This is a genomic window from Candidatus Woesearchaeota archaeon (genome assembly GCA_016187565.1).
GTDB lineage: Archaea > Nanobdellota > Nanobdellia > Woesearchaeales > JACPJR01 > JACPJR01.
On record JACPJR010000031.1, the window covers coordinates 51,818 to 67,824 of the forward strand.

The following is a 16,007-nucleotide window of genomic DNA, read 5'->3' on the forward strand; positions in this document are numbered from 1 at the left end:
TCCAAAAAACGGAGGGTATTATGAATATTTTAGTAGTCGCTGCACATCCTGACGATGAAGTGTTGGGTTGTGGAGGAACAATGGTTCATCATGTTCGGCAAGGAGACAAGGTTTTTATATTAATCACCGGAGAAGGTATTACTGCACGGTATACTCATCGTGATCAAGCTAATTTACTGCATCTTGAAAACCTCCATGTTCAAACACAGAAAGTTGCCGATATTTTAGGAGCGACAAAGCTTTTTACTCATAATTTTCCTGACAATCGTTTGGACAGTGTTCCTTTACTTGATGTTATTAAAGTGGTTGAGAAGGTTCAACAAGAGGTAAAACCAGAAATGGTGTATACCCATCATCGTGCAGATTTAAACATAGACCATCGTATTTTGTATCATGCAGTGCTGACTGCATGTCGACCTATGCAAAAGAGTCGTGTTAGAAGGATCCTTTCATTTTATAATATCTCATCAACTGAATGGAATGTACCTCCTCCTAAAGATCTTTTCTTTCCTAATGTCTTCGTTGATATTACTCGGTCGATGAAAACAAAGCTTAAAGCAATGAGTATCTATAAAACAGAACTGTGTAAATATCCTCATCCACGATCCTTAAAGGCAATAGAAAACACAGCGAAATATTGGGGTAATTGTGTTGGTTTTGAAGCTGCAGAACCGTTCATGCTTGTTCGTGAGAGGATTACATGAGAACAGCATTTATTGGTGCGCTTATTGGCGGATATGATGCACTCAAAGCTTTGCTTGATAATGGGATTACTATTGATCTTGTTTTTACGCTTGATGAACATTATGCCGAAAATGTGAGCTGCTTTCAGTTATTTGATCCGCTCTTTAAGCAATACAATGTTCCATACTCTAAAATAAAGGATATCAATGATCCAGAAAATATTTTGCGACTAAAAAATCTTAAACCAGATTTAATGATTGTTAATTGCTGGTCGCAACTTCTTACCAAGGAAATTTTGGACATTCCTAGCATAGGAGTCCTTGGCATGCATCCTACCTTATTGCCAAAACATCGGGGACGAGCTCCAATTCCCTGGGCCCTTATCCACGGCCTTGATAAAACTGGTGTTACCTGGTTTTTTTATAATGAGAAACCAGATGCAGGTGATATTGTTGCGCAGCGTGAAATACCCATCACCTTTCAAGACACGGCGATGTCCCTGGGCAAAAAGGTTGATACGGTTGCTATCGAACTTCTTATTGAGGCAGTAAAAAGCATCCAACAAGGCATCTACAAAAGAATTCCTCAGGATCATACCCAGGCAACCTATTGGAAGCGAAGAAGACCAGAGGATGGTATTATTGACTGGAACAAAACAAATCTTGCATTGTATAATTGGGTACGAGCGTTGACAAGACCATATCCTGGAGCATTCACGTATCATAACGGAAAAAAACTCTTCGTGTGGAAAGCATCTCTTCCCTTAAAGGATTTAGCAGAGGTATCATTCACCACAGAGGATGTCCGTACATCAGGTACTATTATGAATGTTGACCCTGATGGAATTACGGTAAGTACAGGACAAGGGAATCTTATCCTTGAAGAAGTCCAATATGAAGATGAACCAGTTCTTAATTTAGCTCTTGCGACACTACACTTTCAAATAGGTGAGGTACTTGGTAATGTCTGAAGTAAAACCAAAACTGTATCTAGCCATGGTTTTTCATGGTAATCTTGGATATTCAAGTATTCCAGAAGGACATTATCCAGAAGTAATTGCAAAATGTTACTGGCCGATTCTTTCGTTGCTTGAGAAACATGGCATTCCTGCAGGTTTTGAATTTCCAGGAAGAACCCTTGAGATAATCGAGGAAAAGGATCCAAACTTTATCAAAAGATTCAAAGTCCTTATGACTAACAAACGTGTCGAGTTTATTGGTTCGGGTTATGTGCAAAGCATATTCCCCTTAATTCCGGCAGCGGTTAATCTCAAGAATCTTTTTTTGGGTAATGAGGTTTATCAACAGATTCTTGGTTTACAACCGAAGATAGCTTTCATTAATGAGCATGTGTATGCTGATGGATTGGTGAAACTCTATAATCAAGCAGGTTATGAAGCGATCATTTTGGATTGGGTTAATGCCGCTCATTTTAATAAAGATTTGAAGTCCTGTAAATATTCTGCAACAGGTATTGAGGGTACAGATCATCAAAAGATAAAGGTGCTTTGGAACAATTCATTCTTTTTCCAGCTCTTTCAGCGGTATGTCTATGGGGATATAGACCTTGTGGATTACCAGAAGCATGTACAATCAATGAAATCAAAAAAAGAATCTCGTGTTGCTATGATTTATGGCAATGATATGGAAGTTTTTAATTTTCGTCCACGGGATCCTCAAATCCTCCACTCAGGAGATATTAAAGAGGATGAGATCAAAAAAATTGAGCGTTTACTTCTTATGCTTAAGCAAGATTCAGATATTGAGTTTGTTCTTCCTTCACAAGCGCTTGATGTCTGTTTTTTACCTCACGTTTTTCGTATAGGAACTGCAGAAAGTCCTATCACTACAAAAAAACAGGAAAAGTACAATGTTTCTCGATGGGCTGTTTGTGGAAAAAATAGTTATCTGAGCAATACCTATTGTATGCAAGTGTATCATGAATTGATTGCCGATAGCAAGCAAACTTCTTTTAAAGATAAAGACTGGAAAGAATTGGTGTTGTTATGGGCCAGTGATTTTAGGACTCACACTGAACCAAAAAAGCATGCAGCATTTGTGACTAAGTTAGATGAGTTAAAGAAACGCTTAGTTACTCCTCCTGGCATAACTTTTCCTGACATCACTTCTAGCTTGATAGTTCGTAGTAATGACAGAGATATGCCTTCACTACATACGCATTCTGTTGAGCAAGGTGTTGTTACGACTGATGCTGTTCTTCTCGCTTTATCCGCCAGAAAAGGAGCAGCCATCAAAAAATTAACATTTAAAAACGTTCATAACCACCCGTTAATAGCTACGTTGCCCTATGGCTATTATGATGATATTACCCACGCGTTTGATTTTTTTTCCGGGCATTGTATTATTCTTGAGGGAAATCAGCAAATTACTGATTTACAATCTACAAAACTCGATACAAGAGAGTTTGATTCTTTTGTTGAAATAACGGCTAAAGTTCCTCTTACTCAGGGAGCTGGAACCGTAGATAAACTATTTCGTGTCTACAAAAAAATACCTAAAGTAGATGTGCAGTTACTTTTTACTTTTCATCGAGCAATTAACCCAACCTTTGCTCGTATGATGATCCTTACCTTAAATCCACATGCTTTTACAAAAAATAAACTTTTTTATCGTACGAGTAATGGAGGATTTGAAGAGGAGACTTATTTTTTTCGGAAGAATTTTGATCAGACTCTTCCAGTCGATTTTCGATTTTCTGCACGTGGCTGTTTAGGAACAACGAATGAACATTTGACTATAGGTGACAATCAGTGTGCATTAACGATTTATGCGGATAAAACTGCAACGTATACTGTTCCGTTGCTTACCTATGAGCGATTGTCAAAATCTTTTTTTCTTCGAGTATCTCATTCATTGATAGAAACTGATGAGACTACCCATTGTATGCTTACAGGAACTCTTCCTTTACGCTTCTCACTGGTGGCACAACCGCTGAAAAAAACAAATAGGCAACAAGGAAGTAATAGGTAATGAAATGTCAGAAAGAATACAGATCATGAAGGATGCTTCAATTTATTCCTTAACCACGTATATTGGTGAAGCTCTCAATTTTATTCGTGGTTTAATTGTTGCAGCTATGCTGGGTCCAACATTCTTTGGAATCTGGAGGGGCTTACAACTTATTCCCATGTATGGAGCCTATGCACATCTTGGAACAATCAATGCAATGGAACGCCAGCTTCCATATTATCGTGCAAAACAAGAGCATGAACATTGCCTGCATATACGAAATGTAACCCTTTCCTCTACCATTATCATTACGCTTTTAGTGACCTTTGGTATTATTATTTATTCATTTTTCGCCTCTCTATCTCGTGAATTCCTTCTTGGTATTCAGTTGATTGCTGTTGTTGTTCTACTGCAACAGCTGTGGATATTTTTTACTAAATATCTCAATACTGAGAAAAAATTTATAATTAAAAGCACCTCTAATCTGATTTTAGCAGTTGCGAGCATTCTCTTTATGCCTGGTCTTATTTTTATTATGGGATTTACTGGTCTTTTTATTGGTCTTATTTTGGCGTATCTTGTGACGCTCGTTTATATCTGGATTCATCTTGATTTCAAGTTTTCTTTTTCTCTTGAGGGACTGGAGCTAAAGACATTATTACAAATAGGATTTCCGATTATTATTCTCGGTTTACTTGCAACCCTTCTTATGAGTATTGATCGTTTACTGATCCTTCGTTATAGTGATGCTAAAAATCTTGGGTATTACAGTATTGGTATTATGTTTCTTACCCTTATCCGTCTAGGATCTCGTGTTATCACCGAAGTCCTCTCGCCCAGAATCTATGAACGTCTTGGATCTACTGAGAAATTAGAATCAATACAGGGGCTTGTTTTCAAACCAACCTATGTCTCAAGCCTTCTCTTTCCCTTTCTTCTTGGTATTTCTTTTTTTTTACTCCCTCTGATTATAACGATGTTTCTCCCAGAATATGTTGCAGGGATAGATGCTCTTAAAATTCTCATTGTTGCTTCCTTTTTTATTCCCTTAAACCCTCTTGGCATGATTTTTTTTATAGGTATTTCGAAGCAGCATAAATTAATCCCTCTTGCCGTTCTTCTCATTATCTTTACCTTTCTCACACAATATCTCTTGTTAAAAGCAGGGTTTGGTATTCTTGGAGTAGCCATTGCTGTTGGTCTTACCATTGTAGTTGAGGTCACGTTATATCTGTTGTATATGCTCTGGCATTTTACGAAAAAAGCATCAGATTTTTTCCGTTTGTTATTACGGGTCTATGCTCCATTTTTGTATTTTTTGCTCGTTGTTATTGTTGTGCAATCCATACCATTGTCTGCCTTAGGTAATATTCTGGCAACTTTATTGCAGGTATTTATTGTTGTTATTCTTCTTTCTCCTCTCCTTTACTTTTTTAATGCCATTATCCCACTGAAAGAACTTGTTGGACTTATCAAAAAAAATGACCATGCCTAATACCTCCGAAACTGTTCTGATCATATCATCCCAAGAAAATCAACCGCTTGTACCTTTGGGAAGAAATGATAGTGAAAAGGATCCAGAAAAAAAAGTTATTGCTTTAACCCCTCTATCTTTACAAAAATATAATGCTATTATAGATTATAACCATGTGCGAAAAAGAGTTGATGATATTGCTGATTCTTTACTTGCCTTCTTAGAAAAGGAATATGCTGACTTACTACATGTTGAAGACATCAGTTTAAGTACGATGGTACGGTTAGCTATGCAAAACGCTTTCCTCGAAGTCGTTTTCTTCCATGAATACCTTGATAAGGTCTTGCAAACGGAAAAACCGGTATCTATCATTCTTTACGATGATGCGTCTTCTTTTGTTGATATCATGAAAACATGGTTGTCGAGCAAAGATTTGTCAGTAACAATCATACCTGCTCCTTCTTCACTTGTTCTTTTCTCGAAAAGAAGGAACATGAAAACCTTGGTTCATTTTCAGCTGAAAAAATCGTATATTTTAACTCTTCGACCACTTCTTTTCAAGCTCCAGCGGTTCTATACTTGTTCTGCTCGGCTTGACACGAAAAAGGATGCAATAAGTTCTCTTGATATGCTTTTTATTACTTGTCATCCTGCTTCTTATCGTTGTCTTCTTCCAATAATTGAGGAAGCAAGGAATCAACAAAAAAAAGTACTGCTTTTGGTGCAAAATGCTAAAGTCCAATCATTGTTGCGAAAAACAACCATCCCCTTCATGCTTTTTTCTGATTTTCTTCCGAAAAATTCTCCTCAATTAATTGCACGTCTTCGTCATAACATAGAACATGCATGGAATAATCTTCTCCAGAATGATTCATTTACCACATTAATAGTTGGATGGGGAATACCTAAATCTCAGGTACTTACCCTTTTGAAAGAGATTTTTTTCATTCGTATGGTACAAGCTGCAGAATGTGTTCTTGCTTCAAAGGAATTTATCGGCCGATATAATCCAAAGATTCTTGTTGTCGGAACTGACACGCATCTTCAAGAAAAATCTTGTATCCATTACGCAAAAAAATACAATATCCCTTCGTTGAATATCCAGCATGGGACTGTAGGTTACACTGAACTTATGCTTCCTCTCTCTGCAGATTACATGGCAGTTTGGGATAAAGCAAACCTGGATAAGCTTGTTGCTAAAGGTGCAGATCCCAAGCGATTAGTAATCACTGGTCAGCCTCGTTATGATTCACTCGTCCAGGGAAAGGTTATGTATGACCGCGATGAGGTATGCCGTATTTTTCACATTGATCTCAAAAAACCGTTGTTACTTATACTCACAAGTCCCTTTCCAAAAGCATTGAATACTGAATTCTTACTAGCAGCACTTGATGCAGCAATTCATCTTCCGGGTATGCAAATTCTTATTAAGGCCCATCCTGAAGAGGATGTTTCACTTCATAAAATTATCCTCCATATTTTTGCCAAGCGTTTTGCTCTTTCTAAAGATGCTGGTGAATTTCCCAACATTCCTATAATTCGCCATTTTGATACCTTTTCTCTTCTCAAGGCTTCTGATCTCATTCTTTCTATGTATTCGAGCGTAGTTCTTGAGGCCGTTCTTCTTAACAAAGACGTCATCGTGAGTGACCTCAGTGGTGACAAAACCGAGGATTTTGAAGAACGAGGGATTGTTCTTGTTGCTCATCAAAAAAAGGATATTGCTTCCCTCATCAACCAGTTGATAACATCTCCTGATCGTAAACATACCTTGGCAACAAAGAGAAAAACATTTTTAAAAGAATATGCCTTTGCTGATGGAAAAGCAACTGATCGTGTTATGGATCTTATGCAAAAAATGGTTCAACACCGTACCCATACTATGGATACATCCCTTTTGTAGTTATTTTCTGTGGAGGACAGAACTATGAATGATCTACTCTATTTTATCTACCGAGCGTTTCGTCATATATCATTTCGGCTGCGAGCATTTTACTTCTCACTCCTTGTAAAAAAAATGGGAACTAGAGTAAAAATTGGTCCCGGATTTCAAACAAATGATCCTCACCATATTATCATAGGAGATCATGTCTATATTGATGCGTACTGTAATGTCATGGCTGTTGCTTCGTGGAAAGGAGAAAAATATAACCCTTTATTAGAAATAGGGCATCATACGACCATCGGAAGATTTGCTCATATTACCTGTGTCAACAAGGTACGTATTGGCAGTAATGTTATGTTTGCTGAGCGTGTGTTTATAGGTGATCACGACCATGCCTATAAAGAGATTCATCAACCCATTCTTCATCAACCCTTGAGTAGAGATGGTGTTACTGAAATCGGCGATGGTTGTTGGTTAGGTGTAGGTTGTGTTATTCTTAAGGATGTGCATATTGGCAAGCATTGTGTTATTGGATCTAACAGCGTTGTTACAAAGGATATTCCTGCGTATTCAGTAGCAGTTGGCATTCCTGCTCGGGTTATACAGCAATACGATCACGCCACAGGAACATGGATACACGTTTAGGTGATAGGACACTATGAAATTATTAGGGAAGAAACCTTTTGTTCTAAAATCGTGGATTATAACCCTTACCATTGCAGTCTTGGGCATTATTTTTGGAATACTTAGTGCACTGGTTCCTTTTCGTTATCTGTTGCTTGGTTGTATAGGCATGGTTCTCTTCATAGCTCTTCTTAGAATTCTTACTAAAGGACCTACGCCTTTACTTCTGTCTCTTGTTATTTTTATTCCCTTGCTTCCTAAAATACCTCTTTTCGGTGTTCCTGGCTCTCCTGTTGGTATTCGTCTTGATGACATACTTTTGCTTGTTCTAGTTAGTGCCTGGCTAGTCTATCTTATCGTAAACAAACAGGAAATCCCTGTTACACCCCTTCATATCCCTATCTTTGTTTTTCTGAGTATTTCATTGATCTCCACGCTAATTGGTGTTTTGAATAATGAGCTCCAACCATTAGTAGCCTTTTTTTACTTTGCTCGAAAAATAGAATATCTTTTTGCCTTTTTTATCGCTATAAGCACACTTAAACGATCTTCCTTCCCGCTGGTTATGAGAACGATTATTCTTGTTTCTTGGGTAGTCGCAATCTTTGGGATTCTGCAATTGCTGGATATAACTGGTCCTCTTTACCAGTACACCCAAGCAGGTACTGAATATGGTCCAGAATTCTATAAATATGAACTCGTGAGTACCTTTGCAGGGAATTATGATCTTGCTGCGTATTTTTTATTGATCATTCCCCTTATTCTCTGCCTATTGTTTGCCGAACATCACGATCGGTATCTACCAAGATGGCTTTTGTTTATTATTCTCCTTTCTGATCTTTTTATTTTTATTGCAGCAGAGGCAAGAACACCACTTGTTGCCATGATTGTTGTTATTATGCTTTTTGTTATTATTCGTGAAAGTCGTTTATTTTATTATCTTATTCCACTGCTTTTTGTTTTTCCTTTTCTCTTGGATAAACAGCAACAAAAAAAGATTCTTGATGCTATTGCAACATTAAAAGGAGGCGGTTCAGAGATTTTAGATGCGAGCTTAGGACTTCGATTTACGGTTCAATGGCCACGGGCATTAGAAGCTTTTCGAAAAAATCCAGTTTTTGGTTCAGGTTTATCTTCAGTAGGCACGGCTGTTGACGGGAATTACTTTAGGATACTCGCTGAAACTGGCATTCTAGGGATTCTTGCTTTTTTTTGGATAATTTTTGCTTTTATTCGGGTTGGCATGCATATCTTTACCAACAAAAAAATAAATCCACTCCTACAAACAACTGCGCTCGGAATCTTCTTAGGAATTATTGGCATTTTGGTTGATGCCACATTCATCGATATTCTTGAATCCTCAAAAATAGCCATGTATTTCTGGCTTTTCGTAGGTATTCTCATGTGGCTGCATAATGAAGCCCATGAACTAAGTTAAATAAATCTCTGTTCGTTAGATTACTTCACCGTCTGACGTATAAAACAAGACTTCGCCTAAAGCGACGTAGTATACTCCTGGCAAGTTAGGATTGAATAGCCTAACTTGGATCATATTTGCTTGAATTGGTGTCGAAAGGTTATGAGTTGTTTTTATTAACTTTGTTGATAAGGGAATCTTTTGGTATGGAATAATTTCAACAAGTTCACCATTTGATGCATAGTAAGAAATGCTGTAATCTGCCCATGAATTAGGTGATTTGAGAACATCTTCAGCAAAGGCTGTTTTTTGGTAGTTTTGAACTACATCTATCCTGTTGATAACTATTTCTTTGGTAAATGTAAAATTAACAGAGCAAATGTTCTTTGTATTACATCTCTCAGGGTTATCAGTTACCTCAGCAATTATATATCTATTATCTGCCACTTTCCCATCAATAAGGGATTCTATCTTATATACTTCGGAGATACTTTCGTTTTTATTTGAACTGACTTTAATCGGTTGAGTGTATCCCCTTCGATTCGACAAATTTATGATTACAAAATGATCTGGAACCTTATAAAGTACTATGTCATAGGATGCATTTAAAAGCCCTTTTGAAAGAGAATTATTCTCAAATAAAAAAGAACTTTCTAAACGAACAACGTATTTTGCTCCTCTTTCTTTAGCATATTCAATAAACTCAAAGGTCATACCTTCAGGTGGAATGCGCCACCCTTGTATGTTGGCGTAATACATGTACGAAGGATTGATCATATCGGTAACAACAAGCTCATTGTCAGGAATAATCTGATCTATTTTTGAGAACATCTCGAAGGTAATGGGATCATATCTATGGGGTATTGGGCTATGCAATAAGATCATGATTGAAGAATACAGTAGGATCCCAGTTACCACTCCATACCTGATGAAATTTCGTTCTTTACTTCCACGAAGAAACTGAAGCTCGGTTATCCTACTAAGGCTCCTTGCAGCAAAGATGGACATCGGTATCACCACTGGTAGGATATAGTAATGGTGGATAAAGGTTCGTTTTGCTGCAAAAATTAAGAAGACAGAAATGCCTAAAAAAAGGAAATGAGTGAAGTATCCTGAATGATTCTTTGGTTTCACAAATATTCCGAGTAATGCTAAAATTCCCCCAAGTAATCCAAGTGCAAAAAAGACTCTCCGTATAAACACTGTCTTGTACCATCCAATCTCTTTGTACAAGGGATATACCATAGGGCCCCACATAGGATCCTCGTCAGGGGTTTGTTGCATTTTAAAATCAAATAATTCAAAAGACAGACCCGTCTTTTCATAAAGAGAAACAGTGTGTATGTAATACCAGTAATAAAAAGGAGTTAGGACAAGTATAAGAAAAAGCCATAATTTCCACCGAGTGAATATTCGAAGCCTATATTTAACAACACCTAAAAAAAGTAGAGAAAATGGTAAATATAATACTACAGGCATTTTAACTAAAAACGCAAAAGCAGTTGTGGTTGTTGCAAGCACAAAATACAGCCATGAATTTTCTTTATCTAACCATTTGGAAAAAAAATAAAGAGAAGCTAAAGAAAAAAAAGTTACCATGGATTCTGGCTGTAAATTTCTGCTCATATGAACAAAGACTGGAGCAATTGCAAGAAAGAACATAGCAAACAATGCTGTTTTTTTGTTTTCGTAATGCTTAACAAGATGGTACATGATAATCAATGAACTAATAGATAATAGTAGAGATGTAATCCTCCCTATGATGATGTGAACACCAAATATGGGATAAAAGAGCGCAATAACATAGGAATAAAGTGGGAATTCACTCTGAACATATCCGGGTGTGTCTGCTCGCCAATCAACTTGGGGATAGAAAATGTTGTAGCCATTAAGATAAAAGTTCTTTGCAATTGCTGCAACATCTCCTTCTCTCCACGCATAATCTCCCACAAGAGGTAAATCAAGGTACTGGATCCGTAAATAGATTCCAAAGGCAAGAATCAAGACAAAAATGAGCGAAGTCTTATTAAAGAAATCTAAGTGCTTTTTAGTAAAAAAATGATTAAATGGTTTTAGTCTTCTTGTCAATGATGATTCCCCTCAACCCACATCCTTTTTTCACGGTTACTGTTTTAGAGTTCTTTGCAACTATTTAAACTATTCTATGTGTGAGATTTATTTTTTAGAAAAGTATTGTTGAGATCCAAAAGACCATAAGGCCGAGTAGAATTCCACCAATAATGTCAATCCAATCATGCTTCTTAAGGTAGATTCTTGAATACACTACTAAAATCATGAGGATGAAGAACCAAGCAGTAATAAAACTGTTACTGAAGAAATTAATAAACACTAAGGAATAGAAAACAACCCTCGTTGCATGAAGACTTGGAAAGGATGACGCGTCAATTCTCTCCAAAAAGCCTGAATAGTGTTGTTTGTTTGGTCTGTCCTTAAAATAAAAGGTTCGGATAAGAACCACGAAACCTGTAGTTGCAATAAATCCTAACAGGAGTTGGTAAAAAAGTTCTAACTCACCAATTCCTAAAACAAAAAGCATCATAATCCCATAGAAAAAAGAGCCGCCAAGGGTGGTAATGTCTCTAAAGAGTGATTGAATTAGCTCTTTGAACTGGTTTCTCATTACAACCATACAAGTAAGTATATATCGACAACTTTATAAATTTATCATCATTTCTTACTACGACATGAAATCAAAGACTTTTTTGGTAACTGGCGGTGCCGGCTTCTTGGGGATTAATCTTGTTCGCTTTTTGATTCAGAAAGGTCATATGGTTATTTCTGTTGATATCCAACCCTTTGATTACCCTGATATGATACGGAAAGTCGAGGTTGTCAATGGAGATATTCGAAACCTTAGCATGCTTAAAAAGGCAATGAAAGGGGTTGATGTAGTGATACACACTGCAGCTGCCCTCCCTTTATATACAAAAAAAGAAATCTTCTCTACCGATGTTAAAGGTACTAAAAATGTTCTTGATGCTGCGAAAGAAAATAATGTTAAGCGGGTTATTCACATCTCAAGTACTGCAGTCTATGGCATCCCTGACCATCATCCGTTGTATGAAGATGATACATTAGATGGAGTTGGGAATTACGGCAAAGCAAAGATACTTGCCGAAAAAATATGTCTTGGATATAGAGAACAGGGAATGTGTGTGCCTATTTTACGACCCAAATCATTTATTGGACCAGAACGACTGGGAGTTTTTGCGATTTATTATGACTGGATAAAAAGCGGAAAAAGTGTTCCGATTGTTGGTTCTGGAAAAAATCGTTACCAATTGCTTGATGTAGAAGATCTGTGCGAAGCAATATACCTTTGTGCAATCAAGCCAAGACAAATAGTAAATGATACTTTTAACATTGGCGCAAAAGAATACACTACTATGAAGGAAGATTTTGGCGCTGTTCTTAAATATGCGGGATATGGCAAAAAGATTGTTCCAGTACCTGCGAAGCCCCTTATTTGGACATTGAGGTTCTTAGAGTTCTTGCATCTTTCTCCATTGTACAAATGGGTTTATGAGACTGCTCCAGAAGATTCATTTGTTTCTATTGAGAAAGCAGAAAAAGTTCTTGGTTTTGTACCAAAGTATTCCAATAAGCAAGCATTGATTCGAAATTATGAGTGGTACTTGAAGAACTATAGTGAGTACCAGAACAGAACAGGAGTTACTCATAGGGTTCCTTGGAAGCAGGGGATTTTAGGAGTAATAAAGCATTTTTTTTGAATCTTCTCGTTTTATCCCCCTCAGTTAAAAAGTCCTGAATACATGATAACGAGAGTTAAGAGAGTCCATAAGGCAATTCCAATAACCATCTCTTTGTCAGTAATTACTTTTTCTGGATGTCTGGCGATAATCGATCCGCTATGAATAAGGTAGAAGTAGCGAAAAATAACAAAAAGTGCAAGAGGAAGGGTGTAAATTAGTTTTGTATAGTTGCTTAAAAAAGAGTATAAAGCATAGGAGATGACTAATAAAGCAGTTGAAATGTTCATAAGCGCGTTGGTTAATCCAAGGCTGTAGCTATCTAACACTTTTCTTGTTTCCACTGCCTTCTCTTTGAGAAAGAGTACCTCACCATGACGTTTTCCTATCGACATAAATAAGGACAAGAAAAATGGACAAAGGATTAGCCAAGGAGATACCGTAACGTTAATAGCAAAAGCTCCCAAAAGAGCACGGGTCACAAAAAGCGTAGCAATAGTCAAGATGTCAGCACAAAGAATATGCTTTAGGAAAAAGGTATATATTTGAGAAAACAGAAAAAACAGAACTAGGCCTACAAAAAACAGAGAACCGAGCAAGAAACCTAAGTAAAACCCAAAACCAAGGAGTGCAACTGCTATTACTATTGCAGTACTTACCTTCATTCTCCCACTAGGAAGTGACCTTAATTTTTTCTCAGGATGGAGACGATCTTTTTCTACGTCAACAAGATCATTAATGATATAGTTTGATGAAGAGATAAACGAAAGAGATAAGAAGGCGAGGAGCGTTAAGAAAAGCGAATGAAGATCGAATAATTGTCCTATAAAGAACAGTGCTAAGAAAACAACTAAATTCTTGTACCACTGTCGTACTCTTATAAGATCAACATAAACAGAGAGTTTTGTCATTTGATTTGTTAGGAGGAGATCATAACCGAGTGCATCTTTATATTAGGCTTTAGACTGAGTGGTTTAGCTTCTGGATATAAAAAATGTTCGAAAAAATACTTCATCCCACATTAATCCGCTTAATAAAAACATTTATATAGGTTGTTTTTTACCCTGCTTAGGGTTAGTATGTCAACTGTTCTAGGATGATCGCATGAAACAACGAATTTTTATTACTGGCGTCGCAGGATTTCTCGGAAGTCATCTCGCTGATACCATGATTGCAAAAGGTCATCATGTTATTGGTTGTGATAGCTTAATTGGTGGCTATCTGGATAATGTGCCAAGTCAGGTTGAATTCTATCAATATGATTGCAATTATCTCAATTCGATGAAAAAGATTATGAAGGATGTTGATATAGTTTACCATTGTGCAGCAACAGCCTATGAAGGGTTAAGCGTTTTCTCTCCGTATCTAGTAACTAAAAATGTGTATCAGTGTACAGCCTCTGTTGTTTCTGCAGCAGTTGCAACGAATGTTAAACGTTTTGTTCTTTGCTCAAGTATGGCACGATATGGGGAGAATAAGGTTCCTTTTACTGAGGATATGGAACCAAAACCTCAAGATCCTTATGGTATTGGAAAATATGCTTCAGAATTATTGGTTAGAAACGTTGCCCAAACCCACAACATGGAATATGTTATTGCAGTTCCTCACAATATCATAGGGCCACGGCAAAAATATGATGATCCTTATCGAAATGTTGCTTCGATTATGATTAATATGATGCTCCAGGGAAGACAGCCTATTATCTATGGAGATGGCGAACAAAAACGCTGCTTTTCATTTGTTCAGGATTGCATTCAATGTTTAGAAAAATTAGCTTTTGAGAAGAATATTTCTGGAGAAATTATAAATATTGGTCCAGATGAAGAAGTTATCACTATTAATGAGCTTGCAAAGATTATTGCTGAACTTCTTAATTTTAAATTACATCCCATGTACATGCCTGATCGGCCACAGGAAGTAAAACTTGCAACCTGTTCTGCAAATAAAGCAAGAAAGCTCCTTGGTTATCAAACAAAATATGCCCTTAGGCAAGGACTTCAAGAGATGATTATGTATATTAAAGGACGAGGCCCCAAGCCTTTTAAGTACCATCTTGATCTTGAAATTGTTAATGAACGTACACCGAAAACATGGAAAGATAGAATGTTCTGACTTTACTTCATTTCAGCGTGATCGTTTTATTGCTTTATTGTTTTATTGATCATCTACCAGCCACTTATCGATGTAATTTATATACTTCTTATCCACTTTTCATAGCATGCACGCTTCAAATTTTCCTAAATTTCCTAAAATCTCAGTAATTGTTATTAATTATAATGGTATTGGTTTTCTTAAAGACTGTTTTGAATCATTAGAATCAGTTGATTATCCAGACTATGAGGTTTTTTTAATGGATAATGCCTCAACTGATGACTCTGTTACTTATGCTCAGAAAACATTTCCTTGGGTAAAAATCCTTGCGTTTGACAAGAACTATGCCTTTGCTGAGGGATATAACCGTGCAGTTAATTCTATCACTAGTGAATACCTTTATTTTCTGAACAATGATACAAAGGTTGACAAGAATTTTTTGAAAGAGGCAATAAAGCCCATGCTTGAAGATAGTACTATTGCTGTGTGTGGGAGTAAAATGTATTTTTATGATAAACCGGCTCATCTCAATTATGCTGGTGGTAAAATAACTCAGGTCTTGCCTGTGGCGGAGCAATGCTTGTGAAAAGATATCTTTTTCTTGATATTGGAGGATTTGATCCCTCGTACGTTATCTATTTTGAGGATGTTGATCTTGCCTGGCGTGCATGGCTCTATGGGTATAAGGTGGTTTATGTGCCCATGTCTGTTGTGTATCATAAGTATGGAGGATATTTTGGGGGTTTTAATAAATCCAGCAGAAGTGTTTACCTCGGCCAAATCAATCGTTTAAGTAATCTTTGGAAGAATGCAGAACCGTTTACTGTTTTTAAAGGAAGCCTTCTTTCATTACTGTATGACCTCGTGAAAAGTGCTTATTTTTTACGCTACCTCCGATTTTCTCGATGGCTTGCTTTGCATAAAGGAAACATCGCATTTCTTATGAAACTACCAAGAGTATTGCAACAACGAAAGACCGTACAACAGCGACGGAAATATTCAGATAAATGGTTGATGCAGAACAACATCATTGCAAGCCTCAATGAGAGTATTGCGGTCTTTTTTCGACTTTTGAAGATATAAGTTGTTTAACAATATCCCCAACAGAATAATTTAATATACTATGCACGTT

14 protein-coding genes are annotated in these 16,007 nt (G+C 36.9%); 11 read left to right on the forward strand and 3 right to left on the reverse strand.

Annotated elements, in window-relative coordinates; genetic code table 11:
* The first annotated feature begins 20 nt into the window (after positions 1 to 20).
* Genes HYW21_07970 through HYW21_08000 form a run of 7 tightly spaced genes read left to right on the forward strand, consistent with a single transcriptional unit; the run spans position 21 to position 9,074 of the window.
* Positions 21 to 704: a PIG-L family deacetylase gene (locus tag HYW21_07970; GenBank protein MBI2549259.1), complete on the forward strand. Its 684-nt coding sequence runs from the start codon at positions 21 to 23 to the stop codon at positions 702 to 704.
* Positions 701 to 1,654 (forward strand): methionyl-tRNA formyltransferase, encoded by a 954-nt coding sequence (locus tag HYW21_07975; protein ID MBI2549260.1) that lies wholly within the window; start codon positions 701 to 703, stop codon positions 1,652 to 1,654. The genes HYW21_07970 and HYW21_07975 overlap by 4 nt, the downstream gene beginning before the upstream one ends.
* Positions 1,647 to 3,674, forward strand: coding sequence for a hypothetical protein (locus HYW21_07980; GenBank protein ID MBI2549261.1), 2,028 nt, complete (start codon positions 1,647 to 1,649; stop codon positions 3,672 to 3,674). Before HYW21_07975 ends, HYW21_07980 begins: the two co-directional genes overlap by 8 nt.
* Before the next feature lie 4 nt (positions 3,675 to 3,678).
* Positions 3,679 to 5,148 (forward strand): lipopolysaccharide biosynthesis protein, encoded by a 1,470-nt coding sequence (locus tag HYW21_07985; GenBank protein ID MBI2549262.1) that lies wholly within the window; start codon positions 3,679 to 3,681, stop codon positions 5,146 to 5,148.
* On the forward strand, positions 5,141 to 7,030 hold the full coding sequence (locus tag HYW21_07990) for a UDP-N-acetylglucosamine 2-epimerase (GenBank protein MBI2549263.1): 1,890 nt from the start codon (positions 5,141 to 5,143) through the stop codon (positions 7,028 to 7,030). Before HYW21_07985 ends, HYW21_07990 begins: the two co-directional genes overlap by 8 nt.
* Before the next feature lie 24 nt (positions 7,031 to 7,054).
* Positions 7,055 to 7,657 carry an acyltransferase gene (locus HYW21_07995; GenBank protein MBI2549264.1) on the forward strand — a complete coding sequence of 201 codons (603 nt, stop codon included), beginning with the start codon at positions 7,055 to 7,057 and terminating at the stop codon, positions 7,655 to 7,657.
* A gap of 13 nt (positions 7,658 to 7,670) precedes the next feature.
* Positions 7,671 to 9,074: a hypothetical protein gene (locus HYW21_08000; protein MBI2549265.1), complete on the forward strand. Its 1,404-nt coding sequence runs from the start codon at positions 7,671 to 7,673 to the stop codon at positions 9,072 to 9,074.
* A 15-nt stretch (positions 9,075 to 9,089) separates the two neighbouring features.
* On the opposite strand, the gene HYW21_08005 is transcribed toward HYW21_08000, so the two are convergent.
* Together HYW21_08005 and HYW21_08010 are read right to left on the reverse strand one after the other, a co-directional pair.
* Entirely contained in the window at positions 9,090 to 11,141 is a 2,052-nt protein-coding gene (locus HYW21_08005) for a glycosyltransferase family 39 protein (protein MBI2549266.1), read from the reverse strand.
* A 94-nt stretch (positions 11,142 to 11,235) separates the two neighbouring features.
* The gene (locus tag HYW21_08010) at positions 11,236 to 11,703 is read right to left on the reverse strand and encodes a phosphatase PAP2 family protein (protein ID MBI2549267.1); all 468 of its coding nucleotides are present in this window, start codon (positions 11,701 to 11,703) and stop codon (positions 11,236 to 11,238) included.
* Positions 11,704 to 11,758: 55 nt separating this feature from the next.
* Between HYW21_08010 and HYW21_08015 the strand changes: the two genes are divergently transcribed.
* Positions 11,759 to 12,805: an NAD-dependent epimerase/dehydratase family protein gene (locus HYW21_08015; GenBank protein ID MBI2549268.1), complete on the forward strand. Its 1,047-nt coding sequence runs from the start codon at positions 11,759 to 11,761 to the stop codon at positions 12,803 to 12,805.
* Positions 12,806 to 12,825: 20 nt separating this feature from the next.
* Here HYW21_08015 and HYW21_08020 read toward each other — a convergent pair whose 3' ends face one another.
* Positions 12,826 to 13,695: a UbiA family prenyltransferase gene (locus HYW21_08020; GenBank protein ID MBI2549269.1), complete on the reverse strand. Its 870-nt coding sequence runs from the start codon at positions 13,693 to 13,695 to the stop codon at positions 12,826 to 12,828.
* 193 nt (positions 13,696 to 13,888) lie between these two features.
* On the opposite strand from HYW21_08020, the gene HYW21_08025 reads away from it, so the two are divergent.
* From HYW21_08025 to HYW21_08035, 3 genes are all read left to right on the forward strand, one after another.
* Positions 13,889 to 14,896: an NAD-dependent epimerase/dehydratase family protein gene (locus tag HYW21_08025; GenBank protein MBI2549270.1), complete on the forward strand. Its 1,008-nt coding sequence runs from the start codon at positions 13,889 to 13,891 to the stop codon at positions 14,894 to 14,896.
* A 106-nt stretch (positions 14,897 to 15,002) separates the two neighbouring features.
* Positions 15,003 to 15,461, forward strand: coding sequence for a glycosyltransferase (locus HYW21_08030; protein MBI2549271.1), 459 nt, complete (start codon positions 15,003 to 15,005; stop codon positions 15,459 to 15,461).
* Complete coding sequence (locus HYW21_08035; GenBank protein MBI2549272.1) at positions 15,452 to 15,958, forward strand: hypothetical protein; 507 nt, start codon at positions 15,452 to 15,454, stop codon at positions 15,956 to 15,958. The genes HYW21_08030 and HYW21_08035 overlap by 10 nt, the downstream gene beginning before the upstream one ends.
* Positions 15,959 to 16,007: the final 49 nt, after the last annotated feature.

What these genes read in the sequence shown, in the direction of transcription:
- HYW21_07970 (MBI2549259.1), top strand. Translation starts at nt 21, where the DNA reads ATGAATATTTTAGTAGTCGCTGCACATCCTGACGATGAAGTGTTGGGT.
- HYW21_07975 (MBI2549260.1), top strand. Translation starts at nt 701, where the DNA reads ATGAGAACAGCATTTATTGGTGCGCTTATTGGCGGATATGATGCACTC.
- HYW21_07980 (MBI2549261.1), top strand. Translation starts at nt 1,647, where the DNA reads ATGTCTGAAGTAAAACCAAAACTGTATCTAGCCATGGTTTTTCATGGT.
- HYW21_07985 (MBI2549262.1), top strand. Translation starts at nt 3,679, where the DNA reads ATGTCAGAAAGAATACAGATCATGAAGGATGCTTCAATTTATTCCTTA.
- HYW21_07990 (MBI2549263.1), top strand. Translation starts at nt 5,141, where the DNA reads ATGCCTAATACCTCCGAAACTGTTCTGATCATATCATCCCAAGAAAAT.
- HYW21_07995 (MBI2549264.1), top strand. Translation starts at nt 7,055, where the DNA reads ATGAATGATCTACTCTATTTTATCTACCGAGCGTTTCGTCATATATCA.
- HYW21_08000 (MBI2549265.1), top strand. Translation starts at nt 7,671, where the DNA reads ATGAAATTATTAGGGAAGAAACCTTTTGTTCTAAAATCGTGGATTATA.
- HYW21_08010 (MBI2549267.1), bottom strand. Translation starts at nt 11,703, where the DNA reads ATGGTTGTAATGAGAAACCAGTTCAAAGAGCTAATTCAATCACTCTTT.
- HYW21_08015 (MBI2549268.1), top strand. Translation starts at nt 11,759, where the DNA reads ATGAAATCAAAGACTTTTTTGGTAACTGGCGGTGCCGGCTTCTTGGGG.
- HYW21_08020 (MBI2549269.1), bottom strand. Translation starts at nt 13,695, where the DNA reads ATGACAAAACTCTCTGTTTATGTTGATCTTATAAGAGTACGACAGTGG.
- HYW21_08025 (MBI2549270.1), top strand. Translation starts at nt 13,889, where the DNA reads ATGAAACAACGAATTTTTATTACTGGCGTCGCAGGATTTCTCGGAAGT.
- HYW21_08030 (MBI2549271.1), top strand. Translation starts at nt 15,003, where the DNA reads ATGCACGCTTCAAATTTTCCTAAATTTCCTAAAATCTCAGTAATTGTT.
- HYW21_08035 (MBI2549272.1), top strand. Translation starts at nt 15,452, where the DNA reads ATGCTTGTGAAAAGATATCTTTTTCTTGATATTGGAGGATTTGATCCC.